Consider the following 24387-nt stretch of genomic DNA (forward strand, 5'->3'; position numbering starts at 1 on the left):
AGGCGCCGCGTTCACCGTCACCAGGCCACCGGCCACCAGGACCACGGCAGCAGCCGCAGCCAACCCCGACCGCCAACCGCGTCGGGGTGGGGAGGTGGGACGAACCTCACCGAGGGACTTCATGGTCCGCTCCTTCGATTAGGGCCACACGTGCAGTCCGTGGATGCCGTGCGGATGTGCCGGCGTCGGGTGGTGGCGTCAGCACGTGGTGTCATGCGATCGGGTCGCCTGAATGGCCGACCAGCGTGACGACGTGCCCAGGTCGAGGCTGGCCGGCGTGCGACCACGGTGGGGAATCCGGCTCCCGGCAGCCACGAAACCCCATCCGTGACAGCGAAGTTAGCGTTAACGTCGTCATACGTCAAACGACAGAGGTCTATGCCTTGATCGGCTTCGCCGGGCCCGGTCCGACGGTCACGGAGTCCAGGACAGGTTCGGGTTGACCCGCCCGAACCAGTCGAAGACGGCCATGTTGTCCCAGCCGTTACCGGTTCCGTTGATGTCCGCCGGGTCCCATCCGTTGCCCCGGATCGCGTACCAGGTCGGCTCCCAGTAGAAGACGCCGACCGCGCCGGCGTTGCGCGCGGTGTTCTGCACCCAACTGAACTGCTGCGCCTGCCCCGACCAGGTGGCCGGGATGTCGTCACAGCGCGCGGTGCCGGAGATGACGTTCGGCTGTTGGTCGGCGTCGGCCGTGGTGAACGGGTACGCCGTCTCGGCGATCACCACCGGCTTGCCGTAGCGGGACCGCACGTCGGCGATCACGTTGTACAGATTGGCCAACGTGCCGTGCCAGTGGCAGTAGTAGGACAGGGCGGTGACGTCCCAGGTGACCCCCTGCGCCCTGATCCCGTCGTAGAACCAGCGGGCGTTGGCGTTGCTGTCCGCGTTCGCCGTGTGGATCCACACCTGGGTGCCGCCGTGGCACGCCTTGGTGGCCCGGTAACCCTGCTTGAGCAGACTCGCCAGTGGGGCGAAGTCGTTGTTGACCACCCGCCCGGCGGGCCACAGCATGCCGACGTTGATCTCATTGCCGATCTGCACCGCGTCCGGCGTGGTGCCCTGCGCCCTCAGCGCGGTGCAGACGTCGTAGGTGTAGGCGTAGACGTCCTCCTGCAACCGACTCAGCGAGTGGTCGGCCCAGGCCGCCGGCGGGTACTGCTTGCCCGGGTCGGCCCAGGTGTCCGAGTAGTGAAAGTCGATCAGCAGCTTGAAGCCCTTGGCCTTGATCGCCCTGGCCTGCTGGAGCACCCGGGCCTTGTTGTTGTAGCCGCTGGCCGGATTGTTCCAGACGCGCAGCCGCAGATAGTTGACGCCCTTCGAGGCGAGGATGTCGTAGGGATCGGCCTGCGCGCCGGAGGCGTCGTAGTAGCGCGCGCCGAGGTCGAGGCTGCGTTGCAGCGAGGAGACGTCGGCGCCGCGCATGGTGAGCGTGTTGGCCGCCTGCGCGGGGGCGGTCAGGGCCAGCGGGGCCGCGAGGACGACCACCGCCGCCAAGGCCCGGAGGGACGGTTTCATGGCGCTCCTTCACATCCAGGGATGCGGATGCCCGAGAGGTTCGGGCGTGTCCGGTGTGCCGCCGGACGGCTCGACACCAGGCAAGGTGGTGACATGTGTCGATGGCTTGGGTCGACAGTCAGCGTGACCCATGCCGGCCCTCGACGCCAGCCCCCAGTCTCGTAAGGGCCGCGCGGTGCGCCGCATAGCATCCGGTACATGACGGAGGAGCGCATACCCACGCGGTGGGACATCCTGGACGAGCGGTTCGCGGCGGTGGGCGGTGACCGCGTGGTGCGGCGGCTGTTCGACGGCGGGCGGTGGTTGGAAGGGCCCGCGTACTCGGCGGCCTGGCGTTGCCTGCTGTTCAGTGACATCCCGAACGACCGGGTGTTGCGGTGGGACGAGATCACCGGCCGCTGCGACGTCTTCCAGGCGTCCGCGGGCTACCCCAACGGCCGGACCATCGACCGTCTCGGCCGCGTGGTGACCTGCGAGCACGGCAACCGGCGGGTCACCCGGACCGAGCCCGACGGATCGCTGACCGTGGTGGCGGACCGGTGGCAGGGCAAGCGGTTCAACAGCCCGAACGACATCGTCGAGACCTCGGACGGCGCGTTGTGGTTCACCGACCCGAGCTACGGCATCGACAGCGACTACGAGGGGCACCGGGCCGAGCCGGAACTCGACGGCTGCCACGTCTACCGCTGCTCGCCGGACGGCCGGGTGGAGCGGGTCGCCGACGACTTCCTACGCCCCAACGGCCTCGCGTTCTCCGCCGACGAGCGCCGCCTGTTCATCGTCGACACCAGGCGTCGCCACCTGCGTCACTTCGACGTGGACCCGGACGGGAGACTGCGCGACCGGGGCGTACTCGCCGAGTGCGACGCCGGATCGTTCGACGGGATCCGGCTCGACCGGGAGGGCAGGTTGTGGGTCGCCGCCCACGACGGTCTGCACTGCTTCGACCAGCAGGGCACGCTGCTCGGCAAGCTCCGGCTGCCGGAGATCTGCTCGAACCTCACCTTCGGCGGTCGCAAGCGCAACCAGCTGTTCGTGACCGCCACGACCTCGGTCTACTCGCTCGCGCTCAACGTCACCGGCGCGGGCCCGACCGGTCGTTAGGCCGGGCCGCGACAGCGGCGTCCCGCTCACCCCGCCGGTGAGCCGCCGGGCAGGGAGACCACCAGCTCCTGGGGACGGTGGTCGGACACCGGGTGCCCGGTACCGAACCGGTAGGAGTGCACCCGCACGTCGGCCGACACGAACGCCCAGTCCAACCGCCACCACTGCGGCCAGCCGGGGCTGTCCGCCCAGCTCGCCGGGTACAGCGACGGCATCGCGTAGGCGGCGTCGCGCAGGCCGTCGGGCAGCTTGCGCAGGTCACCCATGGCAGGGCTGGTGTTCAGGTCACCGGCGAGCAGCTTCGGATGCGGGTTGGCGGCCACGTCCGCGGCCAGGACCCGCCACTGCGGTTCGCGCTGCGCGTACTGCTCGCGCAGCACCCGGTAGAAGGCCCGGTCGAACAGACTGTGGTCGGGTGACAGCTGCACGGGCAGGTGCAGGTTGTACATCGACAATACCCGACCGCCACCGACGTCCAGGTCGGTACGCAGGGTCTTGTAGCGCCACCCGTCACCCGCCCCGGCGACCTCCGGCGGCAGATCGTCGGCCAGCAGCGGCTCCTGCCGCAGCACCGGCAGGCGCGAGACGGTCACCAGTTCACCGACGGCCACCACGTGGAAACCGGGGAACTCGGCGCGCAGCCGCTCCAGGTCCGTCTCCGTCGGCCCGGCGGTCCGCGCGTACCAGTACTCCTGCAACAGGTAGACGTCGGCGTCGGCCTCCCGCAGCATCCGGTACATCGTCTCGGTCTGGTCGCCCTCGTCCCAGTAGTCGGTGTTCCACACGAAGACCCGTACCGCGTCGGGCGGCGCGACACCGTCACCGCCCTGCCACCGACGGATGTTGACGCCGGACTGGCCCGCGCCGAGCAGCAGCGCGACGGCGGCGAGCAGCGCCACCGTGCGCCGCCGTCGGCGCAGCACCGCCGCGCCGACGCCCAGGGTGAGGGGAATGAGGACGAAGGTCAGCGGCGGCACGGCGTCCACCGCGAGCCACAACCACCACCGCCCGCTGATCACCAGGTGCGTGACGGTGAACGCGAGCCACAGCGCGGCGGCGACGACCAGGAACGCCGCGGGCAGGCGACGTGGTGCCGCGCGGGTGGACGCGTCCGGTTCGGTGCCGGCCACGGCCACCGGCGCGGCCGTCGTCACGCCGACTCCCACCGGGGGGTGCTGTCGATCGGGAAGGAGGCGTCGTACAGCTGCCGGAAGGGCCGGGACAACACCCACTGCACGGCACCGGTCGCCACCCCGGCGCTGATGGTCACGTTGACCACGAAGTGCAGCGCGGCGAAGCCGAGCAGGGCCAGCAGTCCGTGCCGGCGCAGCACGAACCGGTACATCCCCGCGTCGCAGGCCAGCGACGTGGCGAGCAGGGCGACCGGGACGACGGCACCGACGGGGCCCAGCACCAGCGGTACGGCCAGCGCCGGCAGCGCGGCGAAGGCGGCGAGGCTGCCTCCGGCACGGGAGGCCGTCTCGAAGCCCTTGCTGAATCGCCGGGCCCGCGCGTACAGCGGGATCCGCAGCCGTCCCCGGTGGAACAGCTTGCGGAGCAACCCGACCAGTTCGTGATCGTGGTCGTGCCGGCCGCGTACCTCGGAGGTGAGCACCATCCGGTGCCGACGGGTCAGCCGGTAGCCGTAGTCGACCTCCTCGGTCTGCCGCAGGGCCGGGTTGAACGGCCCGACCTCGTCGTAGACGCTGCGGCGGATGACGCACATCGCCGGGAAGAGGAACGATATGTCGCCCTCGGAGCTGATCGACCAGTAGTGGTACTGCAGGCCCCGGTAGCGCGAGACGAGGGTGTCGTGGAGCAGCGGCTCGGCGTCCTGGATGCCGCAGACCGCCCCGATGGTCGGGTCCTCGGTGAGGATCCGCACCGCGGTGGCCACCGCGTCCGGTGCCAGGGCCAGGTCGGAGTCCACATAGCAGATCAGCTCGCCTCGGGTGTGTGCGGCGCCCACGTTGCGGGCGGTACCGCAGCCACCGTTGACGCCGGTGCTGACCACGTTCACACCGAGGGCGGCGGCCACCGCGACGGACTGGTCGGTGCTGCAGTCGTCGACCATCAGCAACTCGATGTTCGGGTACGTCTGGTCGAGAATGGACCGCAGGCACAGATCCAGTGACTCGGCGTAGTTGTAGTTCGGCACGATTATCGAGACCAGCGGCAGCTCGTTCATCGGGTCGCGACCTCCGGACGGTCGTAGAGCCGGCGGAACCGGGCCGAGGCCAGCCAGGCGGCCACACCGCACGCCGCGGCGACGGCGATGACTAGGTTGAGGAAGAAGTGCATCGCGATGAAGTAGATCAGAAACAGGGCGCCGCGTTCAGCCCACACGAACCGGTACATGGGCGCGTCGCCGGCGATGAACGCGATCAGCGCGGCGATCGGCACCAGGAGGAACAGCGGGCCGAACAGCAGCGGCAGCACGGTGGTCAGCAGCGCCAGCGGGGCGGCGATGCTCACCCAGGCCCGGGGGCCGCTGCGCAGGCCGCCGGGGAACTCCGGCTTTCGGGCGTAGAGCGGAATGTGCAGGGCGGTACGGGTGAACACCTTGCGCACCAGCACACCGAGTTCGTGGTCGTGGTCGTGCACACCGCGTACCCGGGGGGAGAGCAGGATCCGGTAGCGCTGCGCGAGCCGCATCCCGTAGTCGGCGTTCTCGGTCTCCCGCAGCTCCGGGTTGAACGGTCCCACCTCGTTGAAGACCCGCGCCGGGATGGCCAGCAACGCGGTGTACAGCGTCATGATCTGGCCCTCGTCGGCGATCAACCAGTAGGACTGTTGCAGGCAGCGGTACTCCTCCAACAGGCTGTCCCGGATCAGCGGCACCGGGTCGTAGTTGCCGCAGACCGCCCCGATCGTCGGGTCGGCGGTGAGCAGTTCGACCGCGTTGGCCACCGCGTCGGGCCGGGCGGCCACGTCCGAGTCGATGAAGAACAGGATCTCCCCCGCCGCAGCCGCCGCGCCCAGGTTGCGCGCCGCCGCCGGCCCTCCGTTTCGCGGGGTACGCAGCACCTGCGCCCCGTGTGCCTCGGCGACCGCGACCGAGTCGTCGGTACTGCAGTCGTCCACCACGATGATCTCCAGGTGGGGATATGTCTGCGCGCGCAGCGAGTCCAGGCAGAGGTGCAGCGCACGGGCGTAGTTGTAGTTCGGCACGATGACCGACACCAGGGGTTGCTTCATCAACTGTCCGTCCAGGTCAGCAGGTTGGGGTAACGGGCGATGATCTGGGCCAGCGCCAACGTGACACCGGCCAGCGCGGCGCACACGACGATGGTCCGGTCCCTCAGCAGGATCCGGATCGGGTCGCCGCCACCGCGCAGCACCAGGACGGCCTGGAGATAGCGGAAGGCGGCGAGCAGACCCAGCGGTACGACGATGGCCAGTGCGAGCGGCGGGTACGCGTCGACCGGCGCGTCGATGTGCAGGTACAGCAGGAAGGTGGTGCCGGCCAGCGAGGCGGTGAGCCCGAGCAGGTGGTCGGTGAGCAGCAGGTTGTAGCCGTCCAACGCCGGTCGGTGGGGTGTCCCCAGGGCAGCCAGCTCGTGGCGGCGCTTGCCGAGGATGAGCACCAGGCACCCGCTGAACACGGCGGTGAGCAGCAGGCTGGAGACCTCCGCGCCGGTGGCCGCGTACCCCTGCAACACCCGCAGCACGAAGCCGGCGGAGACCACACAGACGTCCAGCAGTGGCACGTGTTTGAGCCACCTGCTGTAGGCGGTGGTCAGCACCAGGTAGGTCAGCAGCGGCCACCAGTTCACGGCCGGTCCGGCGACGATCACCGCGACCAGCGCGACACCGAGCACGCCCGCGTACACCCAGGCCACCGCGACCGAGACGCGGCCCGCGGCGATCGGGCGGTTGCGTTTGCCCGGGTGTTCCCGGTCGCGGTCACGGTCGGCGATGTCGTTGACCACGTAGATCACCGAGGAGGCCAGCGTGAACGCGATGACCGCCCAGAGGCATCGCCACAGGGTCGCGCCGGTCCACACCGGGGTGTCGGCCAGCGCGAGCGGCACGGCGAGCAGGTTCTTCACGGCGTGGCCGGGGCGGGCCAGCGCCACCAGGGGTCGCAGCGGCGTGGGTAGGCGGGTGCTGCGCCGGGTGACCACCGGGGCGGGCGGCTCCACCGCGGTTTCGACGGACGTCATCGCGGCACCCCTGTCAGAAGAAGATCTTCGCGGCGGCCAGGGCACCCTGCTTCCAGGGGTCGCGACTCGTCCGTCCCTGCCGGGCGGGGCGGGCCCGCTGCTGTTCGGCGCGCCACCACTCGTAGGTGCGCAGAATGGCGTCCTGGTTGGACAGCTTGGGTTGGAAGCCCAGGCGTTGGCGGGCCTTCTCGGTGCTGACGTACGAGTCGGCCATCAGTTTGTGCAGCAGGCGGCCGTAGACCGGGGACAGCTTGCTGCGTTCGAGCAGGCTGAGGGCGGCCAGTGCGGGCCGGGCGGGCAGCGAGACCACCCGGCGGCCGTGGCCGGCGGCGTCCAGGACCGCCTGGAAGTCCTCGCGGAGGGTGCCGAAGCGGTCGGCGCCGAGGTTGTAGGTGTCGTTGAAGACGTCGTCCGGGGCGTTGTGGACGGTGACCACCGCGTCGACCAGGTCGTCGACGGCGAACATCTGGATCCGCACGTCGCCGCGGCCCAGCACGGGGAAGTTGCGCCCCTCCTCGGCCCATTCGAAGAGCATCGCGAACAGACCCATGCGGCCGGGGCCGAGGAAGGTCTTGGGGCGCAGCACCGCCACCGGCAGTCCCCGGGCGCGGTGCTCCTCGGCGATCTCCTCCGCTGCCGCCTTGGCCGCGCTGTAGGTGTCGACCGGGGTACGCGGGTGCTCCTCGGGGGTGGGCACCTGCTTGGGCAGTCCGTACACGGCCGTCGACGACACGTGCACCACCCGGGTGACCTGGGCCCGCTGCGCGGCGGCGAACACGCTGCGCGTGCCGTCGACGATGACCGACTTGATCTGGTCGTCGGGGTAGCTGGGCAGGGCCGCCGCGCAGTGGATGACCAGGCTGCTGCCGGCGAAGGCGCGATCCAGTAACCGTGCGTCACGAATGTCGCCGACGTCGGTGACGGTGCTCTCGTCGCGTAGGTCGACGCCGCGTACCTGATGGTTGTCGGCGGTGAGCCGTTCCACCAGACGGGAGCCGAGCATGCCGGCGGCGCCGGTGACCGTGATCACCACAGCGATCCCACCTTCTGCGCGACGAAGCGGGTGACCAACCGGGTCAGCCCCTGGTCGAGCACCTCGCCGAGGGCGTCGATGCCGCGTTGCACGTCGGCGGGCTCGGTGACCAGGGACGGTGCGATGATCAGCGGGTTGCGTCCGTTGAGGGCGTAGTAGGTGAAGATGTCGTGGTCGCGGTACAGGGCGTTGACCACGGCGGAGGTCACCAGCTTGGCCTTGAACCGAGGATCCTTGGCCACGCCGCTCGGGGCGAGTCGGGCCACCAGGTCGAGGACCTTCGGGCCGCCCTCGATCTGGACACCCCAGAGCGCCCCGGCACCGGCCACCCGGCCGACGGCGTCCGGGTACTCCTTGGCCAGCCGGTTCAGTCCCGGTTCGAGGACACGTTCCAGTTCGCGGGCCCGCGCCGGGTAGTCGTCCTCCACCACCACGTTGATCGCTTCGAGGGCGGTGACACACTCCTCCCCCATCCCGTAGTACGTGGTGCTGGTGCTCTGCAGCAGCGCGTCGGTCAGATTGTCGTACGCCCTGCGGAACACCGGTTTACGGGCCACGAAGGCCGAAATCGACGACTTGCCGCCACCGAAGGATTTGCTCGTGGTTAGCACATCCGGTATCAACCCTGGGTAGCGCATGAAGTAGAAGAGGCTACCCGTCTTACCCCAGCCGGTATAGATCTCATCGAAGATCAACACAATGTCATGCTGGTCACACAGTTCTCGCACCCCACGGAGGAACGATTCGTCACACCACTGAATGGTAGAGGCGCTGAACGGCTCGATGATGAGGGCGTAGACATCGTCCGGATGGGCGTCGATGGCCGACCGTACAGAATCTAGATCCCCGTAGGCGAAAGGGACGATTCCCGGAATTGTCGGAAAGTTGAAGTGCGGCTGCCCGGTGAGACCGCCGGAGGCCAGCAGCTTTCCGTGGAAAGCGCAGTCCGCGCGCAGGATGGTCCCACGCCGGCCACCGTGGTACTTGTAGGCCAGCTTCACCGCCCCCTCCACCGCCTCCGCCCCCGAGTTGGGCAGGAAGGACATCGAGAGGTCGCCGGGAAGCAGCTCCGCGAGATTATGACCTAGCGCCGCAAGGTAGGGCGAAAAGTACGTCTTGTGGACCTCCATCCGCTGGCGCTCGGCAAAGCGGCGGCGAGCCTCGATGATCCGTGGGTGGTTGTGCCCGTGGTTGAGCACCCCCACCCCGCCGGTCAGATCGAGGATCCGGCGGCCGTCACGTAATGTCAGGTAGGCGCCCTCAGCCCGCTCGACCAATTCTCGGCCGAACCCGAACGAGGTCATCAGATTGACCTGGCTTGCGTTCACGTACCGCCGATAGAGGTCGTGCACCTCCCGAATGGTGAGACGTTCGCATTCCTCGACGCTGACCAGATTGGGCATGGCCGGGACGCTATCCATTGCCCCGAGATCTTTCCTGGACCGTTGCTGGATGCAACCTTGACTACGCAAGGCAACCCTTGCGGCAGCGCTGGCCGATCGTTAACTTGGTCGCAGTACAGAGAATTTTCTTCGTCAATTTCCTTAGCGCATTGCCCTACGTCCCGAAGGTGTTGAACATGCCGCCGACGGTCTCGGTCATCATCCCCACCCACAACAGCTCGAAGACCCTGGGTGCCTGTCTCGAGGCGGTTCGTCGGCAAGACCACCCGGTGACCGAGGTCATCGTCGTCGACGATGCCAGCACCGACGACACCCGGGACATCGCCCGACGTTTCCCGTGCCGACTGTTGGTCACCGACCGCAACGCCGGCCCGGCCGCCGCCCGCAACCGTGGCATCCAGGCCAGCACCGGCGATCTGCTGTTCTTCCTGGACTCCGACTGCGCACCCGAGCCGGACGCGCTGAGCAACGCCCTGGCGATCCTGCGCGAGCAACCCGACGTCGCCTGCGTCCACGGCATCTACGCGCTCACACCGCTGTTCGACGACGGGCCCGTCGAGGCGTACCGCCTGCTGCACGGGCACTACTGGCGGCTGCGCAACGTCGGTCGGGTACGCACCACCCTCTTCGCGATCTGCCTCATCCGGCGGGAGGTCTTCGACGCCGTCGGCCTGTTCGACGAGAACCTGCGGGCCTCCGAGGACGTCGAGATCGGCGACCGGATGGGCGACCGCCACGGCATCGTCCTCACCGACACGGTCGTCTGCCGTCACGACGACGACAGCCAGCTCGGCGCGCTGCTGCGCAAGCAGTTCCGTCGCTCGCAGCTGCTGATCCCGGTGGCCCTCGCCGAACGCGGCCCGGCCGGCATCCGGGCAAACACCCCGGCGGGCCTGCTCACCGCCGCCCTGGTGCCGACCTCCCTGCTGCTGGCGCCGTTCACCGCTGGCTGGCCGCTGGCGACCCTGCTGGGTTTCGTGCTGTTCACCGTCGCCGAGCCCGCCCTGCTGCGCTTCGTCCTGCGTCAGCGGGGCCCCGCCTTCGCCGCCTTCTTCTTCGCCGTACACCTGACAGTCCAACTGGCCGTCGTCGCCGGTGCCGTGGTGGGCGGGCTGCGTCACCTCACCGACCGCAGCTTCGGGCCGACCCGGGTGCCCGCCGCGAAAACGTCCCGATGAACACCGGCCACGGGACGCTCGCCCGGATCCCCGCTCAGCTCTGCGCGCAGGCACTGCACTACCTGATGTTCGCCTACCGTGGCCGACAACTCCTGCGTCGCCGTCCGACCCTCGGCGGTCCACAGTGGCCCACGTTCGGCGTACCGGGTGACGACGTCGCGCTCACCATCGACGACGGGCCGCACCCGACGTGGACCCCGCCGATGCTCGACCTGCTCGACGCCCACGGCGTACGCGCCACCTTCTTCCTCATCGGCGACCGGGTACGCGAGCATCCCGAACTCGCCCGCCGGGTGCTGGCCGCCGGTCACGTGATCGGCAACCACTCCATGACGCACCCACAACCGTTCGCCGCACTGTCCCGCCCGATGGTGCGGGCGGAGATCGACCGGACCCAGCGGGAGATCGAGGACGCCACCGGGGTCAGCCCCCGGTTGTTCCGCGCACCCGGCGGCAACTGGTCGCCCACTGTTCTCCGGACCACTGTCGACCTCGGCCTCACCCCGGTCGACTGGACGGTCAACCCCAGCGACTGGCGCAGTCCGGGCGTCGACCGGATCACCCGGTCGCTGTCCCGTACCCGTCCCGGGCAGATCATGCTCTGCCACGACGGTGGCGGTGACCGGTCGCAAACCATCGCCGCCCTGACCGAGGTCATCCCGAGACTCATCGGCCAGGGGCTCCGCTTCGTCACGGTCGCGGACGACCGGTAGGTGGGGAATGCGCGAACCCCGTTCCGCAGCGGATGACCACCAGTCCACGTCAACCCGTCGACGCACCTGCCGGTGCCCATCCGCCCCGCGAAGCAGCGGGTGCCCCGCAACCGGCCGGAACCGTCGACACCGCACAAGCGCCGGAGCCGGGTCGTGACACCCGGCTCGAATGGGTGGGGGAGAAACTCTGATGTCGCACGATGACCTGTCCATACTGCTGCTCGGCCCGATCCAGGCCCGGCGAGCGGACACCCGCCTGTACCTGGGCACACCACGACAACGCGAAGTCCTCGCGGTGCTGGCGATGCGCAGCGGCATGGTGCTGTCCGTGGCCCAGATCGTCGACGCCATCTGGGTGGGTCGCCGACCCGATTCGGTGGAGAACATGGTGCACACCTACATCGGTCGGCTGCGCCGGGTGCTGGAGCCGCCGGGCCGACGTCCGGCCCTCGCCCGGGTGCTGCGCTCCACCCGTCCCGGGTACACCCTGGACGTGCCGCCGGACGCGGTGGACATCGTACGTTTCGAACGGGACGTCCGGGCGGCCCGCGCCGCCCGCTCCCGGGCCGACCTGCCGCACGCGCTCTACCTCTTCCAGCGCGGCCTGGCGCACTGGTCCGGCCAGGCGCTGCACGAGGCGACCGGCCCACTGGCCGAGGCCGAACGGATCCGGCTGACCGAGCTGCGTCAGGACGTACTGGAGGAGGTGACCGGATTGCGCCTGCTCCTGGGGGACGTGGAGGACGTGGTGGCCGAGTTGCGCTGGATGCTGGTCGAGCATCCGATGCGGGAACGGCTCTGGGAGTTGCTGCTGGTCGCCCTCGGGCAGACCTCCCGGCGCGCGGAGGCGCTCACCGCCTTCCAGGACGCCCGCGCCACCCTCGCCGACCGGCTCGGCGTGGAGCCGGGGCATCGACTTCAGGACCTGCACCGCCGCCTGCTGCGCAGCGAACCCGTGACGGTACGCCCGTGGTGGGAGCGGCGGGTTCCGGTCTGACCCGGCGCCCGGCGGCCCCAGGGCTCAGGTGCGGCGGGCCAGGCCCCCGGACCGACCCGGGGCCCCGGGCGGCCGCTCAGGAACTCGGCGCGGGCAGACGGTCAGGAACTCGGCGCGGGCAGACGGTCAGGAGCTCGGCGCGGCGGCCGGCGTCAGCACGAAGAAGGCTCCTGCGCCGCCGCCGTCGGAGTCCGTGGGCAGTTCGGTGGCCACGTCGAGCGCACACTCGCGGAACACCTCCACGAACTCCCGCGACCGCTGCACGTCGTAGATCTGCACGAGGATCCGCCCGCGCTCGGTGAGCAGGCTGGGCAGCCGGCGCAACAGCTGGGTCGCCTCCGGCACGGACAGGTAGTAGATGACCTCGCGCAGCAGGATCGCGTCGAACCGCTGCGTGGTGTCGTACGTCCGGATGTCGGCCACCTCGAACGACGCGTTCGGACGGTCGAGTGACCGGGCCACCTCGATCGCCCGTCGGCTGATGTCCACCCCGTGGTAGTGCCGGTGCCGACCCTCGGCCAGTGGCAGATTGGCGCTGGTGCCGCAGCCCAGGTCGAGGATCGTCGGGCGGGGTGCCCAGGTCTCGATCAGCGTCAGCGGCACCTCCCCACCGCCGGTGTCGTCCAGGTAGCCCCAGAACCCCAACGCGTACTGGGTGTCCCAGAGCATGGCCGTCAGCCGAGGGCTGCGCCGCACCAACGCCCGAACCGGCGCGCCGACCAGTCGGGCCATCGTCCGAAGTGGCGTGTTACCCATGATCTCCTCCGACAGGTAGGGATGGCCGTCAGCCGACGGGCGCGACCTGCTGGACCGGGTCTCGGCGACGCCGGTGCATGTACTGGGCCAGCAGCAGACCGCCGCCGCCGACCGCCACCTCGCTGAGGGCGCAGACCAGCCGACTGACCAGCACCACCGGGGTCGCCACGGCGACCGGCAGCACGGTGGCCAGGCCGATCATCAGCACCGCCTCGCGTACCCCGAGGCCGTCCGGGGCGATCATCACCGACAGGCCGGCCACCGTCGCGGCGGCGAAGCCGGCCACGCAGATCAGGTACGACCGGGCCGGCGGTGCTCCGGCGACCACCGCGAGCAGCCACAGGTGATGCCCGGAGACCAGCCAGGACAGCGACTGCGCGGTGACCGCCCGACGCACACCGCCGGGAGAGGCGGCGACCTGCGGTGGCGGTCGCCGAAACAGCCGGGCCGCCGCTGCCAGCCCCCGGTTCAGCAGGTCCGGGCGGGCCACCAGCACCACCAGCGGCACCGTGGCGACCAGCAGCCACCCGGCCGCCCCCGACAGCAACGCCGGCCCCGCCGCGAGGGCGACCGTCATCCCGGTCATCGCCACCACCGCCCAGCTGAGCAGGAAGACCCCGGCCAGCCGGACCGGGCCCACCTCGATCTCCTTGCCCATCCGCAACAGCACCGGCAGGGCGACGAAGCGACCGGGGACGAACTTGGCCAGGAAACCCACGAAGAACAGCCGGTACGCGGTCCACCGGTCGACCGGCGCGCCGAGGTCGATGAAGAGCGCCCGCCACGACGCCATGCCCAACAGCAGTCCGGCGGCGTTGATCAGCAGGGCCGCGATCAGTGCCGCCGTCACCCGCAACGGATCCAGTTGGCTGGCCAGCGTCGCCACCGGCGCCCAGTCCTGGGACCGCACGAACAGCACCAGACCGACGGTCAGGGCCACCACGAACACGGCGGTGAACACATGATTGGCCAGCCGCCACCACCGGCCGTTCACCGGCGGGACACCAGGCTCACCGGTCGGGACCGGTCGGCGCGGACCCGCCGCACCAGCGCGGCGCACACTCCCAGTCCCATCCCGACGAACTCGGTCAGGTGGGTCATCAACCGCAACCACGTCGCGTAGACCAGGAACCAGGGGCCCCGGTGCCGCAGGGCGAACGCCAGCAGGTCACGGTCGGCCACCACGGCGGCGGTGAGCAGGGCCACCGGCAGCAACCCCAGCCAGGGGGTGACGAAGACCAGCGGCATGGCCGCCACCGCCAGTCCGGTGGCGCCCATCCCGACCACGGAGCCCAGGTCGACCGGATGCGGCTGCCGCTCCTCGGCTTCGGTCTCGACGGGCGATCTCCGCCAGCGGGCCGCCACCACCGCGTCGGCGTAGGTCACCGCGCGGCGGAACAGCTCCGACAGGTACGGCCACAGCCGGTCCACGTCGTCGTGTCGGCCGACGATCTCGTCGCTGACCCGGATCTCGTACCGCCGGGGCAGCCGAGTGCCGAACTCCACGTCCTCGGCGTCCCGCAGCCGCTCGTCGAAGCCGCCCACCAGCTCGAACACGGCTTTCGGCACGGCCGTGAGCGCGAACATGGTGCTCGTCGTCACCCCGGTCGCCCGACGCCGCCAGTAGTGCTCGAACAACGTCTTGTACGCCTCGACCGGGCCGTCGTCGTAGAGCGGACGCAGGTCGTAGATGCCCTGCACCACGCCACAGTCAGGGTGCGCCTCCAGCACGCGTACCGCAGCGGCCAGCGCGTCGGGGGCCAGCGCGATGTCGGAGTCGACGAAGAACAACACGTCACCGGTGGCCCGCGCGGCACCGGCGTTACGGGCCGCCGACACGCCCCGGTTGGTGGGGAAGGCCACCAGCGTGCACCCGAAACCGGCCGCGATCTGCCGCGACCGGTCGGTGCTCGCGTCGTCGACGACGATCACCTCGGCGGGCGGCAGGGTCTGCGCGTACACCGCCGACAGGCAGTCGCGCAGGGTCCGTTCCTTGTTGAAGTTGGGTACGACCACCGAGACCCTCACCGGATCCCGCCCTCGATGGTGTCGGCGCGGTTCACCGTGGTTTCGTCCCTTCCCTCCGGTTGCGCGGCGGGAGTGGCCGCCGGTTCCGGCTGGGTGGCCGCCGCGTCGACGGACGAGCCGCCCGGACGCAGCGCCAGCCAGCCCAGTGCGGCCGTCCCGACGAGCACGTACGTGTTGGTGTGCAGCAGTTCCCAGCCCTGGAAGTGCAGGTCCGTCCCGCGTAGGCCGATGACCGTCCACCCGGCGCTGAGCACGAGCACGGCCCAGAGCGCCACGCCGAGCAGCACCGCGATCCGGTGCCCGGCCCGTCGTCCGCGTACCACCAGCAGCGTCAGGGCGGGCGCACACCACACCCAGTGGTGGTGCCAGGAGACCGGCGACACGAGTAGCCCGGTGACGGCGCAGGCGAGCACACCGAGCAGCGGCTCACCGGCGCGGGCGCACCGGGCCGCGATCACCAGCCCGGCCACCGCTACCGCCGCCGCCAGCGGCAGCCAGACGGCCCGTACGTCGGCGGTGTCGCCCAGCCGGGCCAGCGCGCCGTGCAGCGACTGGTTCAGCACCGTGCGGGGATCTCCGGTGACCCGGTCGGTGTCGAGCAGGCCACCGCCCCAGAATCGGGCCGAGTCCTGCGGTCGCCAGGCGAACCCGATCCCGATGGTGGCGGCGAAGCCGGCCAGCGCCACGCCCGCGGCCCGCCAGCGACCGGTGAACACCAGGTACGCCACGAAGATCAGCGGGGTCAGCTTCACCCCGGCGGCGATGCCGACACCGAGACCGTGCCAGCGTCGGCCGGGACCGCGCAGCAGGTCCACCAACACGATCAGCATCAGGAACAGACCCACCTGGCCGACCTGGAGATGACCGGCCACGGGGAATACCGGCAGCAGCGCGACCGTGCCGGTCAGCACCGCGCCGGCGGAGGCGGCCACCCCGAGGGCGCGCAGTGTCACGCCGACCACGGCCGACAACGCGACGACCGAGACCAGCAGCCAGATTCCGACGCCCACCGAGGGGTCGACGTACGCGATCGGTTGCAACAGGAAGGCGGCGAACGGCGGGTAGGTGAAGCCCAGCACGATGCCGTCGGTGCCCTGGTGGGTGACCTCGTAGAGGTGACCGTCGCCGCGTGTGGCCGCGGCGGCGCCCGCCTGGTAGACGGCGAAGTCACCCCAGAACAGGCCGGTCGTCCGGTGCACGGCGGCAGCCGCAACGGCCAGCAGTATCGGTAGCAGCACCAGGGCTGTCCGGTGTGCTGCCAGCCACCGTCTCACGCCCGGCCGGAGGGCTGGTGCCGGAGAAAGGGCCATCACCGTCTCCCCCTTCAGGCGTCGGCGCAGGAACGGTAGCAATCGATCCATCAACGGATCCTGTAACCGATCTGGATTACCGAGGGTCCCGAAGGGAGGTGGTGTCGAGATCACCTGAGGCCCTGGCCCGCGAGGCGGGCTGATCTCTGCGTGGGCTGATCTCTGCGGCCACTTCCAGCATATCTATCGGTCAAGTCGTGCGAATCGTCCTGGATGTCGATTTTCTGGGTCTGGCCGGTACATATTCTCGTCCGGTCCCGTGTGGCGGCATCCGGCAGACCAGGGAGCGGCGTGTCCGAAACAGAGCGGCAGCTCGCCATCGAGCAGCAGGTGGTCGACAGGGTCTACGCGCGCCTGGAGGTCATGCGCGCCCAGGCGCGAGAGCTGGAGTCGAAAGGTCGCGGCCGCGCCTCGGCCGGGCCGTCGACCGGTTTGGTCGAGCGCGACGCGATGGTGCTGCGCGCCGCGACCAGACTGTCCGACCTCGACGGCCAGGAGGAGGGGCTGGTCTTCGGCCGGTTGGATTTCGACGACGGCGACACCTACCGCGTCGGCCGGTTGGGCGTACGCGACGAGAACCGGGAACCACTGGTGGTGGACTGGCGTGCGCCCGCCGCCGCGCCGTTCTACCGGGCCACCCCCGGTGAGCCACTGGGCGTGCTCCGCCGCCGGATCATCACCTGTGCGGGCCCCCGGGTCGTCGGTGTCGACGACGAGGTGCTGTCGAGCGGTGACGTCGACGGGGTGGTGGGCGAAGGCGCCCTGCTCGCGTCGCTCACCCGGGCACGCGGCCCGCACATGCGCGACATCGTCAGCACCATCCAGCGCGAGCAGGACGAGGCGATCCGGGCACCGGCGACCGGTGTCACCGTGATCACCGGTGGTCCGGGGACCGGCAAGACCCAGGTGGCCCTGCACCGTGCCGCCTACCTGCTCTACACCGACCGGGGGAAGTTCGCCGACGGCCGGGTGCTGGTGGTCGGTCCGTCGACGGTGTTCACCGAGTACATCGGCAAGGTGTTACCCGGTCTCGGCGAGGACAGCGTCCACCTGCGGGCGATCGGCGAGTTGTACGACGGTGTCGTGGCGACCCGCCGGGACCGCGCCGAGGTCGCCAGGTCGAAGGGCGACCTGAAGATGGTGCGGGTGCTCACCGAACTGGCCTGGGACACCCCACCGAACGCGCCGCGACGCCTGGGCAGGCTCGACGCCGACGACCTGGCCAAGGCCCGCCTCGACATCCGACGGCGGTGTGAGGCCCGGGGCATCAAGCCCAACGGTGCCCGCGCCGAGGCGGCGAAGGTGCTCTCGGAACTGCTCAACGGCCGGGAGATCCCGGCGTCCTTCCTGCACGCGTGGTGGCCCACGCTCACCCCGCAGGACGTGCTGCCCGCACAGGACGGGCAGTGGTCGGTCGACGACGTCCCGCTGCTCGACGAACTCGCCGAGATCCTGGGCGAGCCGGTAACGCCGACGCCGACCAGGAGCCGGTGGCAGGTACGGGAGTTGAGCAGCGGTCCGCGTCTGGCGGAGGAGTTCGTGCTCAGCCTGAGCCTCAACGACGGCTGGCAACTCTTCGCACCCGGACTGTCCACGCCGATCGCCGTCTCCGGTCAGTCACTCGACAGCTCCGACACCTGGTCGGCGCAGCGCTGGGCGGCGGCGATCATCCTGCGGGAGGGCCACACGGTGGTGGGCTGGGCAGACGGCTTCGACCCGTACGGCGAGGAGGGGTACGTACCGGAGCTGGCCGAGCCGCTGCCGGTCGCCGCGGTCCCCGAGCCGGTCGAGGACGCGTACCTGCACGTCATCCTGGACGAGGCCCAGGACCTGTCGCCGATGGAGTGCCGCATGATCGCCCGCCGAGCCGCCCACGCCTCGATGACGATCGTGGGTGACCTCGGTCAGGCCACCCATCCGCTGGCCGCCGGCAGCTGGCCGGAGTTGGTGCGGCAGCTGGGCAAACGCGGGGCCAGGATGCTCGACCTGCCCACCGGTTACCGGGTACCGCAGGTCATCGCCGACTTCGCCGCTCGGGCGTTGGCGCCCGGGATCGCGCCGACCCGCTCGTTCCGGCCCGGTGGGAGCCTCACGATCCGCCAGGTGGACGACCTGCGCGCCGCCCTCGCGGCGGAAACCGGTGCGATCATCGCGCCGGACGCGATCGCCGACTCGCTGGGGGCGATCCCGGTCACCCAGGTCAAAGGACTGGAGTACGACCGGGTGGTGCTGGTGGAGCCGGCCGACATCGTCGCCGCCGAGCCCCGGGGCATGAACCGGCTCTACGTCGCGTTGACCCGGGCCGTCGCCGAACTGGTCATCCTGCACACCAAGCCGCTGCCGGAGGCGCTCAGTTCATGATCGTCGGTCGCGACCGCGCATGATCGTCGGTCACGACCGCGCAGGTCGGAGGTTGACGGCGGCCACCGCACCGACTCGGCGACCCGCGCCACATCCGGGCGGGGCGGGAGTCGATCTCGGTACTGTTGGGTAGGAACGAGCTGTACCCAACCAGCGTCCTGCGAGGTAGCCATGCCCGATGAAGCACCCGGCCCCGTCGACCTCGCCCGCCTTCAGGACCTGCTCGACGGCCCGTGGGCCGAGGTCCGTAACGCCCACCGCAGGCACCTCGACGAGCGTTTCCTCCCGGTGTACGGCGAGACCGGCGACCAGGCGCGTGAGCGGGTCACCCGGCTGCTCGGCGAGCTTCCCGTCAAGCTGGGTATCGCCTCGGCCTTTCCCACCCAGTACGGCGGTGGGTCCGACGTCGGTGCCTCGATCATCGCCACGGAGATGCTGGCGCAGGTCGACCTGTCGCTGATGGTGAAGGCCGGCGTGCAGTGGGGGCTGTTCGGCGGCGCGGTGGCCGCCCTGGGCACCCGACGTCACCACGACGCCTACCTCCGGGACATCATCTCCGGCCGGCTCCTGGGCTGCTTCGCGATGACCGAGACCGGGCACGGCTCCGACGTCCAACAGCTGCGCACCACCTGCGAGTACGACCCCCGGACGCAGACCTTCGACCTGCACACGCCGTACGAGGCGGCCCGCAAGGACTACATCGGCAACGCGGCCCGGGACGGGCGGATGGCGGTGGTCTTCGCGCAGTTGATCAGTAATGGGCAGCGGCACGGCGTCCACGCGTGGCTGGTGCCCATCCGCGACGAGCAGGGCAGTCCCCTGCCCGGGGTGACCATCGGCGACGCCGGTCCCAAGGCCGGTCTGCACGGGGTGGACAACGGGCGACTGAGCTTCGACCACGTGACGGTGCCCCGGGACATGCTGCTGGACCGGTACGGCCAGGTCGCGCCGGACGGTACGTACTCCAGCCCGATCGAGAACGACTCGCGGCGCTTCTTCACCATGCTCGGCACGCTGGTCCGGGGCCGGGTCAGTGTGGGCGGTGCGGCGTCGGCCGCCGCCAAGGTGGCGTTGACCATCGCGGTCCGCTACGGCGACACCCGCCGTCAGTTCAGCGCCCCCGACGCCGATCGCGAGGTGCTGCTCAACGACTACCTGGCTCACCAGCGGAAGCTGCTGCCCGCGCTGGCCACCACGTACGCGCTCCACTTCGCCCAGGCCGAGCTGATCGCCGCGGTGCACGAGGTGCAGGGCGGCGACGGCCCGGTGGACGAGCACCGGCAGCGGGAACTGGAGTCGCGCGCCGCCGGGCTCAAGGCCGCCCAGACCTGGCACGCCAGCCGCACCATCCAGCTGTGCCGCGAGGCGTGCGGCGGCGCCGGCTACCTGGCTGAGAACCGGTTGCCGGGGCTGCGGGCCGACACCGACGTCTTCACCACCTTCGAGGGCGACAACACGGTCCTGCTGCAACTGGTCGCCAAGGGGCTGCTCACCGGCTACCGGGACGAGTTCGGCTCGCTGGACGGCTGGGGGCGCGCCTCCTTCGTCGCCGAGCAGGTGCGAGAGATGGTGCTCGAACGCACCGCCGCCCGGTCGGTGATCCAGCGACTGATCAGCGCCGTGCCCGGCCGCGACGAGGAGGTCGCCGTCACCGACCGGGGGTGGCAGCTCAAGATCTTCGAGGACCGCGAGAAGCACCTGCTCGAAGGTGCGATCCGCCGCCTGCGCAACGGCGCGTCCAGCAAGCAGGACCGCCCCTTCGACATCTTCAACGACGTCCAGGACCACGTCCTCGCCGTCGCCGCCGCGCACATCGACCGGGTCACCCTGGAGGCGTTCGTCGCCGGCATCGAGGAGGCTTCCGACCCGGCGGTCCGGGCGCTGCTCTCCCGGGTCTGCGACCTGTACGCCCTGAGCGTCATCGAGTCGCACAAGGGCTGGCTGCTGGAGCACGGTCGGCTCACGCCGGGCCGCTCGAAGGCGATCACCGCCGTGGTGAACGGCCTGCTCAAGGAGTTGCGTCCGCAGATGCGGACGCTGGTGGACGGCTTCGCCATCCCGGACACCTGGTTGCACGCCGCCATCCTGCGGGAGGAACCGGGCCGTCAGGAGGTCATGACCGACCACGACACCGCCGACGCGTGAGGGCGGTTGACACAGCGGTCGCCGAAATGTGCAAAATGTTGCATGCCGATCCCTGCAGGCGTGGGTGCCGTCTCCCGGTCCCTGCTGCGCGACGACGCCTTCCGGGCGATCCGCGACGCGATCGTGAACGGCACGCTGGCCCCTGGTGAGCGGCTCAACGACGCCGAACTCGCCCAGTGGCTCGGCGTCAGCCGCACCCCGGTGCGCGAGGCGCTGACCCGGCTTGAGGAGGCCGGCCTGGTCCGCACCAAGCCCGGCCGCTACACGATGGTCAGCCCACTCGACCTGCGGGCGCTGCGCGGCGCCCAGTCGGTGACGACCGCCCTGCACGAGCTGGCGGTACGCGAGGCGCTACCCAACCTGTCCACCGCCGAACTCGACGCGATGCGCGCCGCCAACACCCGTTTCGCCCAGGCGCTACGCGCCGACGACGTCGACGCGGCCATCGCGGCCGACGACGAGTTCCACGGCGTCCTGGTGGCCGCCTCGGCGAACGCGGCACTACGGTCGGTGCTCGACCAGTTCACGCCCGCGTTGCGGCGGCTGGAACGGCTCCGCTTCGCCTCGCTCAGCGGCCGTGGTTCGGTCGCCCAGCACGAGCGGATCATCGAGTTGTGTGAAGCCGGCGACGTCGACGGCGCGGTCGCCGCCACCCGCGTCAACTGGCAGACCCTGACGCCCCTGCTGCAGACCGCGGTCGACGAGGACGAGACCTAGCAGCCGCGCCGGGAGTCCTCCGCTGCCTCGTTGACCTGCTGCGTCACCCGACAGGCGACCTCACGCAGAGCGGTGATCTGCTCCGGGGTGAGCCCGTCGATGACGAATCTGCGCACCGCGGCCACGTGCCCGGGTGCCGCGGCCACCACGAGGTCCCATCCCGCCTCGGTCAGCACCGCCCGGTTGTAGCGGGGGTTGTCCGGGTCCGGCTCGCGGCGCAGCAGCCCACGCTGTTCGAGGCGCTTGAGCACGTTCGACAACCGGGACAGCGAGCTGCTCACCTGGCTGGCCAGGGCGCTGAGCCGCAGCGTACGCCCGGGTGCCATGGACAGCCCACTGAGCACGAAGTAGTCGAACAGCGTGAGGTCGTTGTCACGTAGCAGCTGCGCGTCGAGCGCGCCGGGCAGCTTGAACATGAGGCTGGCCAAGGCGAGCCACGCCTCGCGCTCACACTCGTCCAACCACCGGGGTTCCTCCGGCATGTCGCCCAGCCTAGTCGTCGACCTGACTGCGGAGGTGAGGCATCTCGCATTCGGTTCAAGCTTGAACCTCGGAAGGCTATCGTCACTTCAAGATTGAACCTCACAGCATGGGAGTTGTCGTGACCCTGTTCCGGCTGGATGCCAGCATCCGTACCCACGGCTCGGCGAGCCGCGAGATCGCGGACATCGTCGAGGAGGAGTGGCTCGCCACGCACAGCGGCGACACGGTCCAGCGGCGCCACATCGGCGTCGACGTCCTGCCCGCGACCGCCTGGGCGGCGGCGGTCACCGCCGGGACGACCCCTCCCCAGGAGCAGACCGCCGAGCAGCGTGCGGCCGTCGCCCTCGCCACGACACTGGTCGACGAGCTGCTCGCCGCCGAGGCCATCCTGTTCGCCGTGCCGCTGTACAACTTCGGCGTGTCGCAGCACTTCAAGACGTACATCGACCTGGTCAACACGGACCAGCGGGCATTCGCCAAGCCGTTCCTGAAGGGCAAGCGGGTAGCGCTGGTCACGGTTCGGGGCGGAGCCTACGGCGACGGCACCCCCCGGGCGGGTTGGGACCACTCGACGCCGTACCTGCGTCGCATCATCGCCGACTGGTGGGGCGCCGACCTCACCGTCATCGAGCGCGAGTTCACCCTCGTCGGCGTCGACCCCACCCTCGACCCGTTCACCGACCAGGCCGCGGCGATGCACGCCAGCGCCCTACAGGCCGCCCGGGAGGCCGGGCGCGCGCTCGGCGGCGTACCGATCCCGGCCTGAGACGGCGGCGCTCGCCGCCGGAAGCGGACCCGCGAGCGGGCCGGGCAGCACCCTCGGGGTACGGCCCGCTCGCGGTCGCCACGGCTGCGCAGGCCGATCGCGGGGATCGCAGGATGGTCAGAGGGTCGGAGAGCCCGCCGAACTGGAACGCCTCGACGATGTCGCCGAGACCGACGAGCGCACCCAACGCTCTAGCCAGAGTGACCGTGTGGTCGAGCGCCGCGCCCTCTCGCGGAGGGCGTTCAGGAGTGTGTGCGTACCTGCTCGAAGTGGAACTCGCGGATGAAGCAGTCTCGGGGTTGACCCACCGCGAACACCACGCAGTCGACCACCGACTGCGCGGCGAGGTCGGCATCGGCCCGCCGTGGCCCGTCCTGGACGAAGTCCGGGGGAAAGAGGGAGATCACCCGGATTCCTTCAGGTCGGAGCCGGTGCGACAGGATCTCCGCGAACCCGGCGTGGGCGTGCTTGGCCGCGTAGAACGCGGGATGCGCGCCGGACCGGCGGTGCCCCACCTCGCCGCAGGCGGAGATCATGTTGACCACGTCGGGCCGCGACGACGCGCGCAGCAGCGACAACAGGTGTTTGGTCAGCAGTACGGTGCCGGTCCCACCCGCAGCCATCACGTTCTCGATCACGTCGTCCGAGACGTCCGCCAGGTCGTCACCTTCGACGTATGCGGCACCGTTGTTGACCAGCACGTCGAGGTGGCTCGTCCGGTCGGCCAAGGTCGCGGCGAACCCACGCACCGAATCAGGTACGGCGAGGTCACAGGAGTACGCCTCAGCCCTACCCGCCCCCCGCCGGTTGATCGCCTCCGCAACCCGCCGAGCCGCCGCCAGGTCGCGGGCGGAGAGGAATACCTGCGCGCCACGTTCGGCGAACGCCTCGGCCAGACGTCGACCCGTGCCCCGTGCCGCGCCGGTGATGGCGACCCGCAAACCGTCATGATCCATGACCGACACTGAAGCACCTCAACTGCGGTCGAGGTCAAACGACTCGCCCTGACCTCCCCCATCAGCCCCGGGCCACTCTCGGTCCGGGCCCCGGCAACGCGTGTCGTTGGTTGCGGGCAAGGCATAACGTATTGCTCATGACGCAAGACGACGGCGACCTGGACGGTCTCGTACGCAAACGGATCCGCGCCCTGCGCGTCGCACAGGGCTGGTCACTGGACGAACTGGCCAGCCGTGCCCGGCTCAGCCCGTCCTCGCTCAGCCGCATCGAGAACGGCCAGCGTCGCCTCGCCCTGGACCAACTCGTCACCCTGGCCCGAGCCCTGGACACCGCCCTGGACCAACTCGTGGAAACCGCCCCCGACGACGTCGTCACCAGCCCGATGATCGACGGCGCGCACGGGCTGATGCGCTGGCCCGTCAAGGCCGAACCGGGCATGTCCGTCGTCCGTCAGCGCCTGACCGAGCCACCGCCGGACGATCCCGCGCGCATGCGCGCCCACCCCGGGCGGGAATGGCTCGTGGTCCTGTCCGGCACGGCGGTGTTGCTGCTGGGCCAGCGCCGCTTCCGCCTGGAGACCAACCAGGCGGCCGAGTTCCCCACCATGCTGCCCCACGCCATCGGCACCGACGGCCGCCCCTGCGAGATCCTGGGCATCTTCGACCGCGACGCCCGCCGGGGACACCAGCAACGCGATAGCAAGAGTTCGAAACCGTGACTGCGGCGGCTCGTACGAACGGCACCGCCGACGC

At 70.3% G+C, this 24387-nt stretch carries 22 protein-coding genes; 9 read left to right on the top strand and 13 right to left on the bottom strand.

The features are described from left to right. Nucleotides 1-414 precede the first annotated feature (414 nt). Nucleotides 415-1518, bottom strand: a complete 1104-nt coding sequence (locus tag FF096_RS05960) for a glycosyl hydrolase 53 family protein (protein WP_155215438.1) — start codon at nt 1516-1518, stop codon at nt 415-417. Between the two features lie 198 nt (nt 1519-1716). Here FF096_RS05960 and FF096_RS05965 point away from each other — a divergent pair, with 198 nt between their 5' ends. Continuing rightward, the gene (locus tag FF096_RS05965; RefSeq protein ID WP_155215439.1) at nt 1717-2622 is read left to right on the top strand and encodes an SMP-30/gluconolactonase/LRE family protein; all 906 of its coding nucleotides are present in this window, start codon (nt 1717-1719) and stop codon (nt 2620-2622) included. 26 nt (nt 2623-2648) lie between these two features. Here the strand turns inward: FF096_RS05965 and FF096_RS27225 are convergent, their stop codons facing one another. Genes FF096_RS27225 through FF096_RS05995 form a run of 6 tightly spaced genes read right to left on the bottom strand, consistent with a single transcriptional unit; the run spans nt 2649 to nt 9125 of the window. Further along, complete coding sequence (locus FF096_RS27225; protein WP_155215440.1) at nt 2649-3776, bottom strand: endonuclease/exonuclease/phosphatase family protein; 1128 nt, start codon at nt 3774-3776, stop codon at nt 2649-2651. Then, nucleotides 3773-4810: a glycosyltransferase family 2 protein gene (locus FF096_RS05975; protein ID WP_155215441.1), complete on the bottom strand. Its 1038-nt coding sequence runs from the start codon at nt 4808-4810 to the stop codon at nt 3773-3775. The genes FF096_RS27225 and FF096_RS05975 overlap by 4 nt, the downstream gene beginning before the upstream one ends. After that, nucleotides 4807-5820: a glycosyltransferase family 2 protein gene (locus tag FF096_RS05980; protein WP_155215442.1), complete on the bottom strand. Its 1014-nt coding sequence runs from the start codon at nt 5818-5820 to the stop codon at nt 4807-4809. The genes FF096_RS05975 and FF096_RS05980 overlap by 4 nt, the downstream gene beginning before the upstream one ends. Beyond that, complete coding sequence (locus FF096_RS05985; protein ID WP_155215443.1) at nt 5820-6788, bottom strand: UbiA prenyltransferase family protein; 969 nt, start codon at nt 6786-6788, stop codon at nt 5820-5822. The genes FF096_RS05980 and FF096_RS05985 overlap by 1 nt, the downstream gene beginning before the upstream one ends. A gap of 13 nt (nt 6789-6801) precedes the next feature. Further along, on the bottom strand, nt 6802-7821 hold the full coding sequence (locus tag FF096_RS05990) for an NAD-dependent epimerase/dehydratase family protein (protein ID WP_309222774.1): 1020 nt from the start codon (nt 7819-7821) through the stop codon (nt 6802-6804). Next, entirely contained in the window at nt 7815-9125 is a 1311-nt protein-coding gene (locus FF096_RS05995; protein ID WP_230462356.1) for an aspartate aminotransferase family protein, read from the bottom strand. Before FF096_RS05995 ends, FF096_RS05990 begins: the two co-directional genes overlap by 7 nt. Before the next feature lie 266 nt (nt 9126-9391). On the opposite strand from FF096_RS05995, the gene FF096_RS06000 reads away from it, so the two are divergent. From FF096_RS06000 to FF096_RS06010, 3 genes are all read left to right on the top strand, one after another. Next, nucleotides 9392-10402, top strand: coding sequence for a glycosyltransferase (locus tag FF096_RS06000; protein WP_375335308.1), 1011 nt, complete (start codon nt 9392-9394; stop codon nt 10400-10402). Beyond that, nucleotides 10399-11115, top strand: coding sequence for a polysaccharide deacetylase family protein (locus tag FF096_RS06005; protein ID WP_230462344.1), 717 nt, complete (start codon nt 10399-10401; stop codon nt 11113-11115). The genes FF096_RS06000 and FF096_RS06005 overlap by 4 nt, the downstream gene beginning before the upstream one ends. A gap of 190 nt (nt 11116-11305) precedes the next feature. Beyond that, nucleotides 11306-12112: a BTAD domain-containing putative transcriptional regulator gene (locus FF096_RS06010; protein ID WP_196222475.1), complete on the top strand. Its 807-nt coding sequence runs from the start codon at nt 11306-11308 to the stop codon at nt 12110-12112. A 126-nt stretch (nt 12113-12238) separates the two neighbouring features. Here the strand turns inward: FF096_RS06010 and FF096_RS06015 are convergent, their stop codons facing one another. From FF096_RS06015 to FF096_RS06025, 4 genes are read right to left on the bottom strand one after another with little or no spacing between them, the layout of a single operon-like run. Continuing rightward, the gene (locus FF096_RS06015) at nt 12239-12868 is read right to left on the bottom strand and encodes a trans-aconitate 2-methyltransferase (protein ID WP_155215447.1); all 630 of its coding nucleotides are present in this window, start codon (nt 12866-12868) and stop codon (nt 12239-12241) included. Between the two features lie 28 nt (nt 12869-12896). Further along, complete coding sequence (locus FF096_RS26295; protein WP_196222492.1) at nt 12897-13862, bottom strand: lysylphosphatidylglycerol synthase domain-containing protein; 966 nt, start codon at nt 13860-13862, stop codon at nt 12897-12899. After that, the gene (locus FF096_RS26300) at nt 13859-14896 is read right to left on the bottom strand and encodes a glycosyltransferase (RefSeq protein WP_196222493.1); all 1038 of its coding nucleotides are present in this window, start codon (nt 14894-14896) and stop codon (nt 13859-13861) included. The genes FF096_RS26295 and FF096_RS26300 overlap by 4 nt, the downstream gene beginning before the upstream one ends. Continuing rightward, nucleotides 14893-16134 carry a glycosyltransferase 87 family protein gene (locus tag FF096_RS06025; RefSeq protein WP_309222775.1) on the bottom strand — a complete coding sequence of 414 codons (1242 nt, stop codon included), beginning with the start codon at nt 16132-16134 and terminating at the stop codon, nt 14893-14895. The genes FF096_RS26300 and FF096_RS06025 overlap by 4 nt, the downstream gene beginning before the upstream one ends. Before the next feature lie 363 nt (nt 16135-16497). On the opposite strand from FF096_RS06025, the gene FF096_RS06030 reads away from it, so the two are divergent. The 3 genes from FF096_RS06030 to FF096_RS06040 all read left to right on the top strand — a co-directional run bounded on the left by FF096_RS06030 (nt 16498) and on the right by FF096_RS06040 (nt 21429). Continuing rightward, on the top strand, nt 16498-18567 hold the full coding sequence (locus tag FF096_RS06030; protein WP_309222776.1) for a UvrD-helicase domain-containing protein: 2070 nt from the start codon (nt 16498-16500) through the stop codon (nt 18565-18567). 171 nt (nt 18568-18738) lie between these two features. Continuing rightward, nucleotides 18739-20712 (top strand): acyl-CoA dehydrogenase, encoded by a 1974-nt coding sequence (locus FF096_RS06035; RefSeq protein ID WP_155215449.1) that lies wholly within the window; start codon nt 18739-18741, stop codon nt 20710-20712. A gap of 42 nt (nt 20713-20754) precedes the next feature. Further along, nucleotides 20755-21429 carry a GntR family transcriptional regulator gene (locus tag FF096_RS06040; protein ID WP_155215450.1) on the top strand — a complete coding sequence of 225 codons (675 nt, stop codon included), beginning with the start codon at nt 20755-20757 and terminating at the stop codon, nt 21427-21429. On the opposite strand, the gene FF096_RS06045 is transcribed toward FF096_RS06040, so the two are convergent. Further along, the gene (locus tag FF096_RS06045; protein WP_196222476.1) at nt 21426-21911 is read right to left on the bottom strand and encodes a MarR family winged helix-turn-helix transcriptional regulator; all 486 of its coding nucleotides are present in this window, start codon (nt 21909-21911) and stop codon (nt 21426-21428) included. The two genes, FF096_RS06040 and FF096_RS06045, sit on opposite strands and share 4 nt — an antisense overlap. Nucleotides 21912-22018: 107 nt before the next feature. On the opposite strand from FF096_RS06045, the gene FF096_RS06050 reads away from it, so the two are divergent. Beyond that, complete coding sequence (locus FF096_RS06050; RefSeq protein WP_155215451.1) at nt 22019-22678, top strand: FMN-dependent NADH-azoreductase; 660 nt, start codon at nt 22019-22021, stop codon at nt 22676-22678. 242 nt (nt 22679-22920) lie between these two features. Here the strand turns inward: FF096_RS06050 and FF096_RS06055 are convergent, their stop codons facing one another. After that, complete coding sequence (locus FF096_RS06055; RefSeq protein WP_155215452.1) at nt 22921-23634, bottom strand: SDR family oxidoreductase; 714 nt, start codon at nt 23632-23634, stop codon at nt 22921-22923. 137 nt (nt 23635-23771) lie between these two features. Between FF096_RS06055 and FF096_RS06060 the strand changes: the two genes are divergently transcribed. Further along, nucleotides 23772-24353, top strand: a complete 582-nt coding sequence (locus FF096_RS06060) for a helix-turn-helix domain-containing protein (RefSeq protein WP_155215453.1) — start codon at nt 23772-23774, stop codon at nt 24351-24353. Nucleotides 24354-24387: the final 34 nt, after the last annotated feature.

The sequence above is a fragment of the Micromonospora sp. CP22 genome (assembly GCF_009712475.1).
Taxonomy (GTDB): Bacteria; Actinomycetota; Actinomycetes; order Mycobacteriales; family Micromonosporaceae; genus Micromonospora.

Coding starts and splice junctions, on each gene's coding strand:
- FF096_RS05980 (WP_155215442.1), bottom strand. CDS start 5,820: ATGAAGCAACCCCTGGTGTCGGTCATCGTGCCGAACTACAACTACGCC.
- FF096_RS06050 (WP_155215451.1), top strand. CDS start 22,019: ATGGGAGTTGTCGTGACCCTGTTCCGGCTGGATGCCAGCATCCGTACC.
- FF096_RS05960 (WP_155215438.1), bottom strand. CDS start 1,518: ATGAAACCGTCCCTCCGGGCCTTGGCGGCGGTGGTCGTCCTCGCGGCC.
- FF096_RS06045 (WP_196222476.1), bottom strand. CDS start 21,911: ATGCCGGAGGAACCCCGGTGGTTGGACGAGTGTGAGCGCGAGGCGTGG.
- FF096_RS05985 (WP_155215443.1), bottom strand. CDS start 6,788: ATGACGTCCGTCGAAACCGCGGTGGAGCCGCCCGCCCCGGTGGTCACC.
- FF096_RS06040 (WP_155215450.1), top strand. CDS start 20,755: ATGCCGATCCCTGCAGGCGTGGGTGCCGTCTCCCGGTCCCTGCTGCGC.
- FF096_RS05975 (WP_155215441.1), bottom strand. CDS start 4,810: ATGAACGAGCTGCCGCTGGTCTCGATAATCGTGCCGAACTACAACTAC.
- FF096_RS06055 (WP_155215452.1), bottom strand. CDS start 23,634: ATGGATCATGACGGTTTGCGGGTCGCCATCACCGGCGCGGCACGGGGC.
- FF096_RS05965 (WP_155215439.1), top strand. CDS start 1,717: ATGACGGAGGAGCGCATACCCACGCGGTGGGACATCCTGGACGAGCGG.
- FF096_RS06010 (WP_196222475.1), top strand. CDS start 11,306: ATGTCGCACGATGACCTGTCCATACTGCTGCTCGGCCCGATCCAGGCC.
- FF096_RS06015 (WP_155215447.1), bottom strand. CDS start 12,868: ATGGGTAACACGCCACTTCGGACGATGGCCCGACTGGTCGGCGCGCCG.
- FF096_RS05995 (WP_230462356.1), bottom strand. CDS start 9,125: ATGACCTCGTTCGGGTTCGGCCGAGAATTGGTCGAGCGGGCTGAGGGC.
- FF096_RS06060 (WP_155215453.1), top strand. CDS start 23,772: ATGACGCAAGACGACGGCGACCTGGACGGTCTCGTACGCAAACGGATC.
- FF096_RS06035 (WP_155215449.1), top strand. CDS start 18,739: ATGCCCGATGAAGCACCCGGCCCCGTCGACCTCGCCCGCCTTCAGGAC.
- FF096_RS06005 (WP_230462344.1), top strand. CDS start 10,399: ATGAACACCGGCCACGGGACGCTCGCCCGGATCCCCGCTCAGCTCTGC.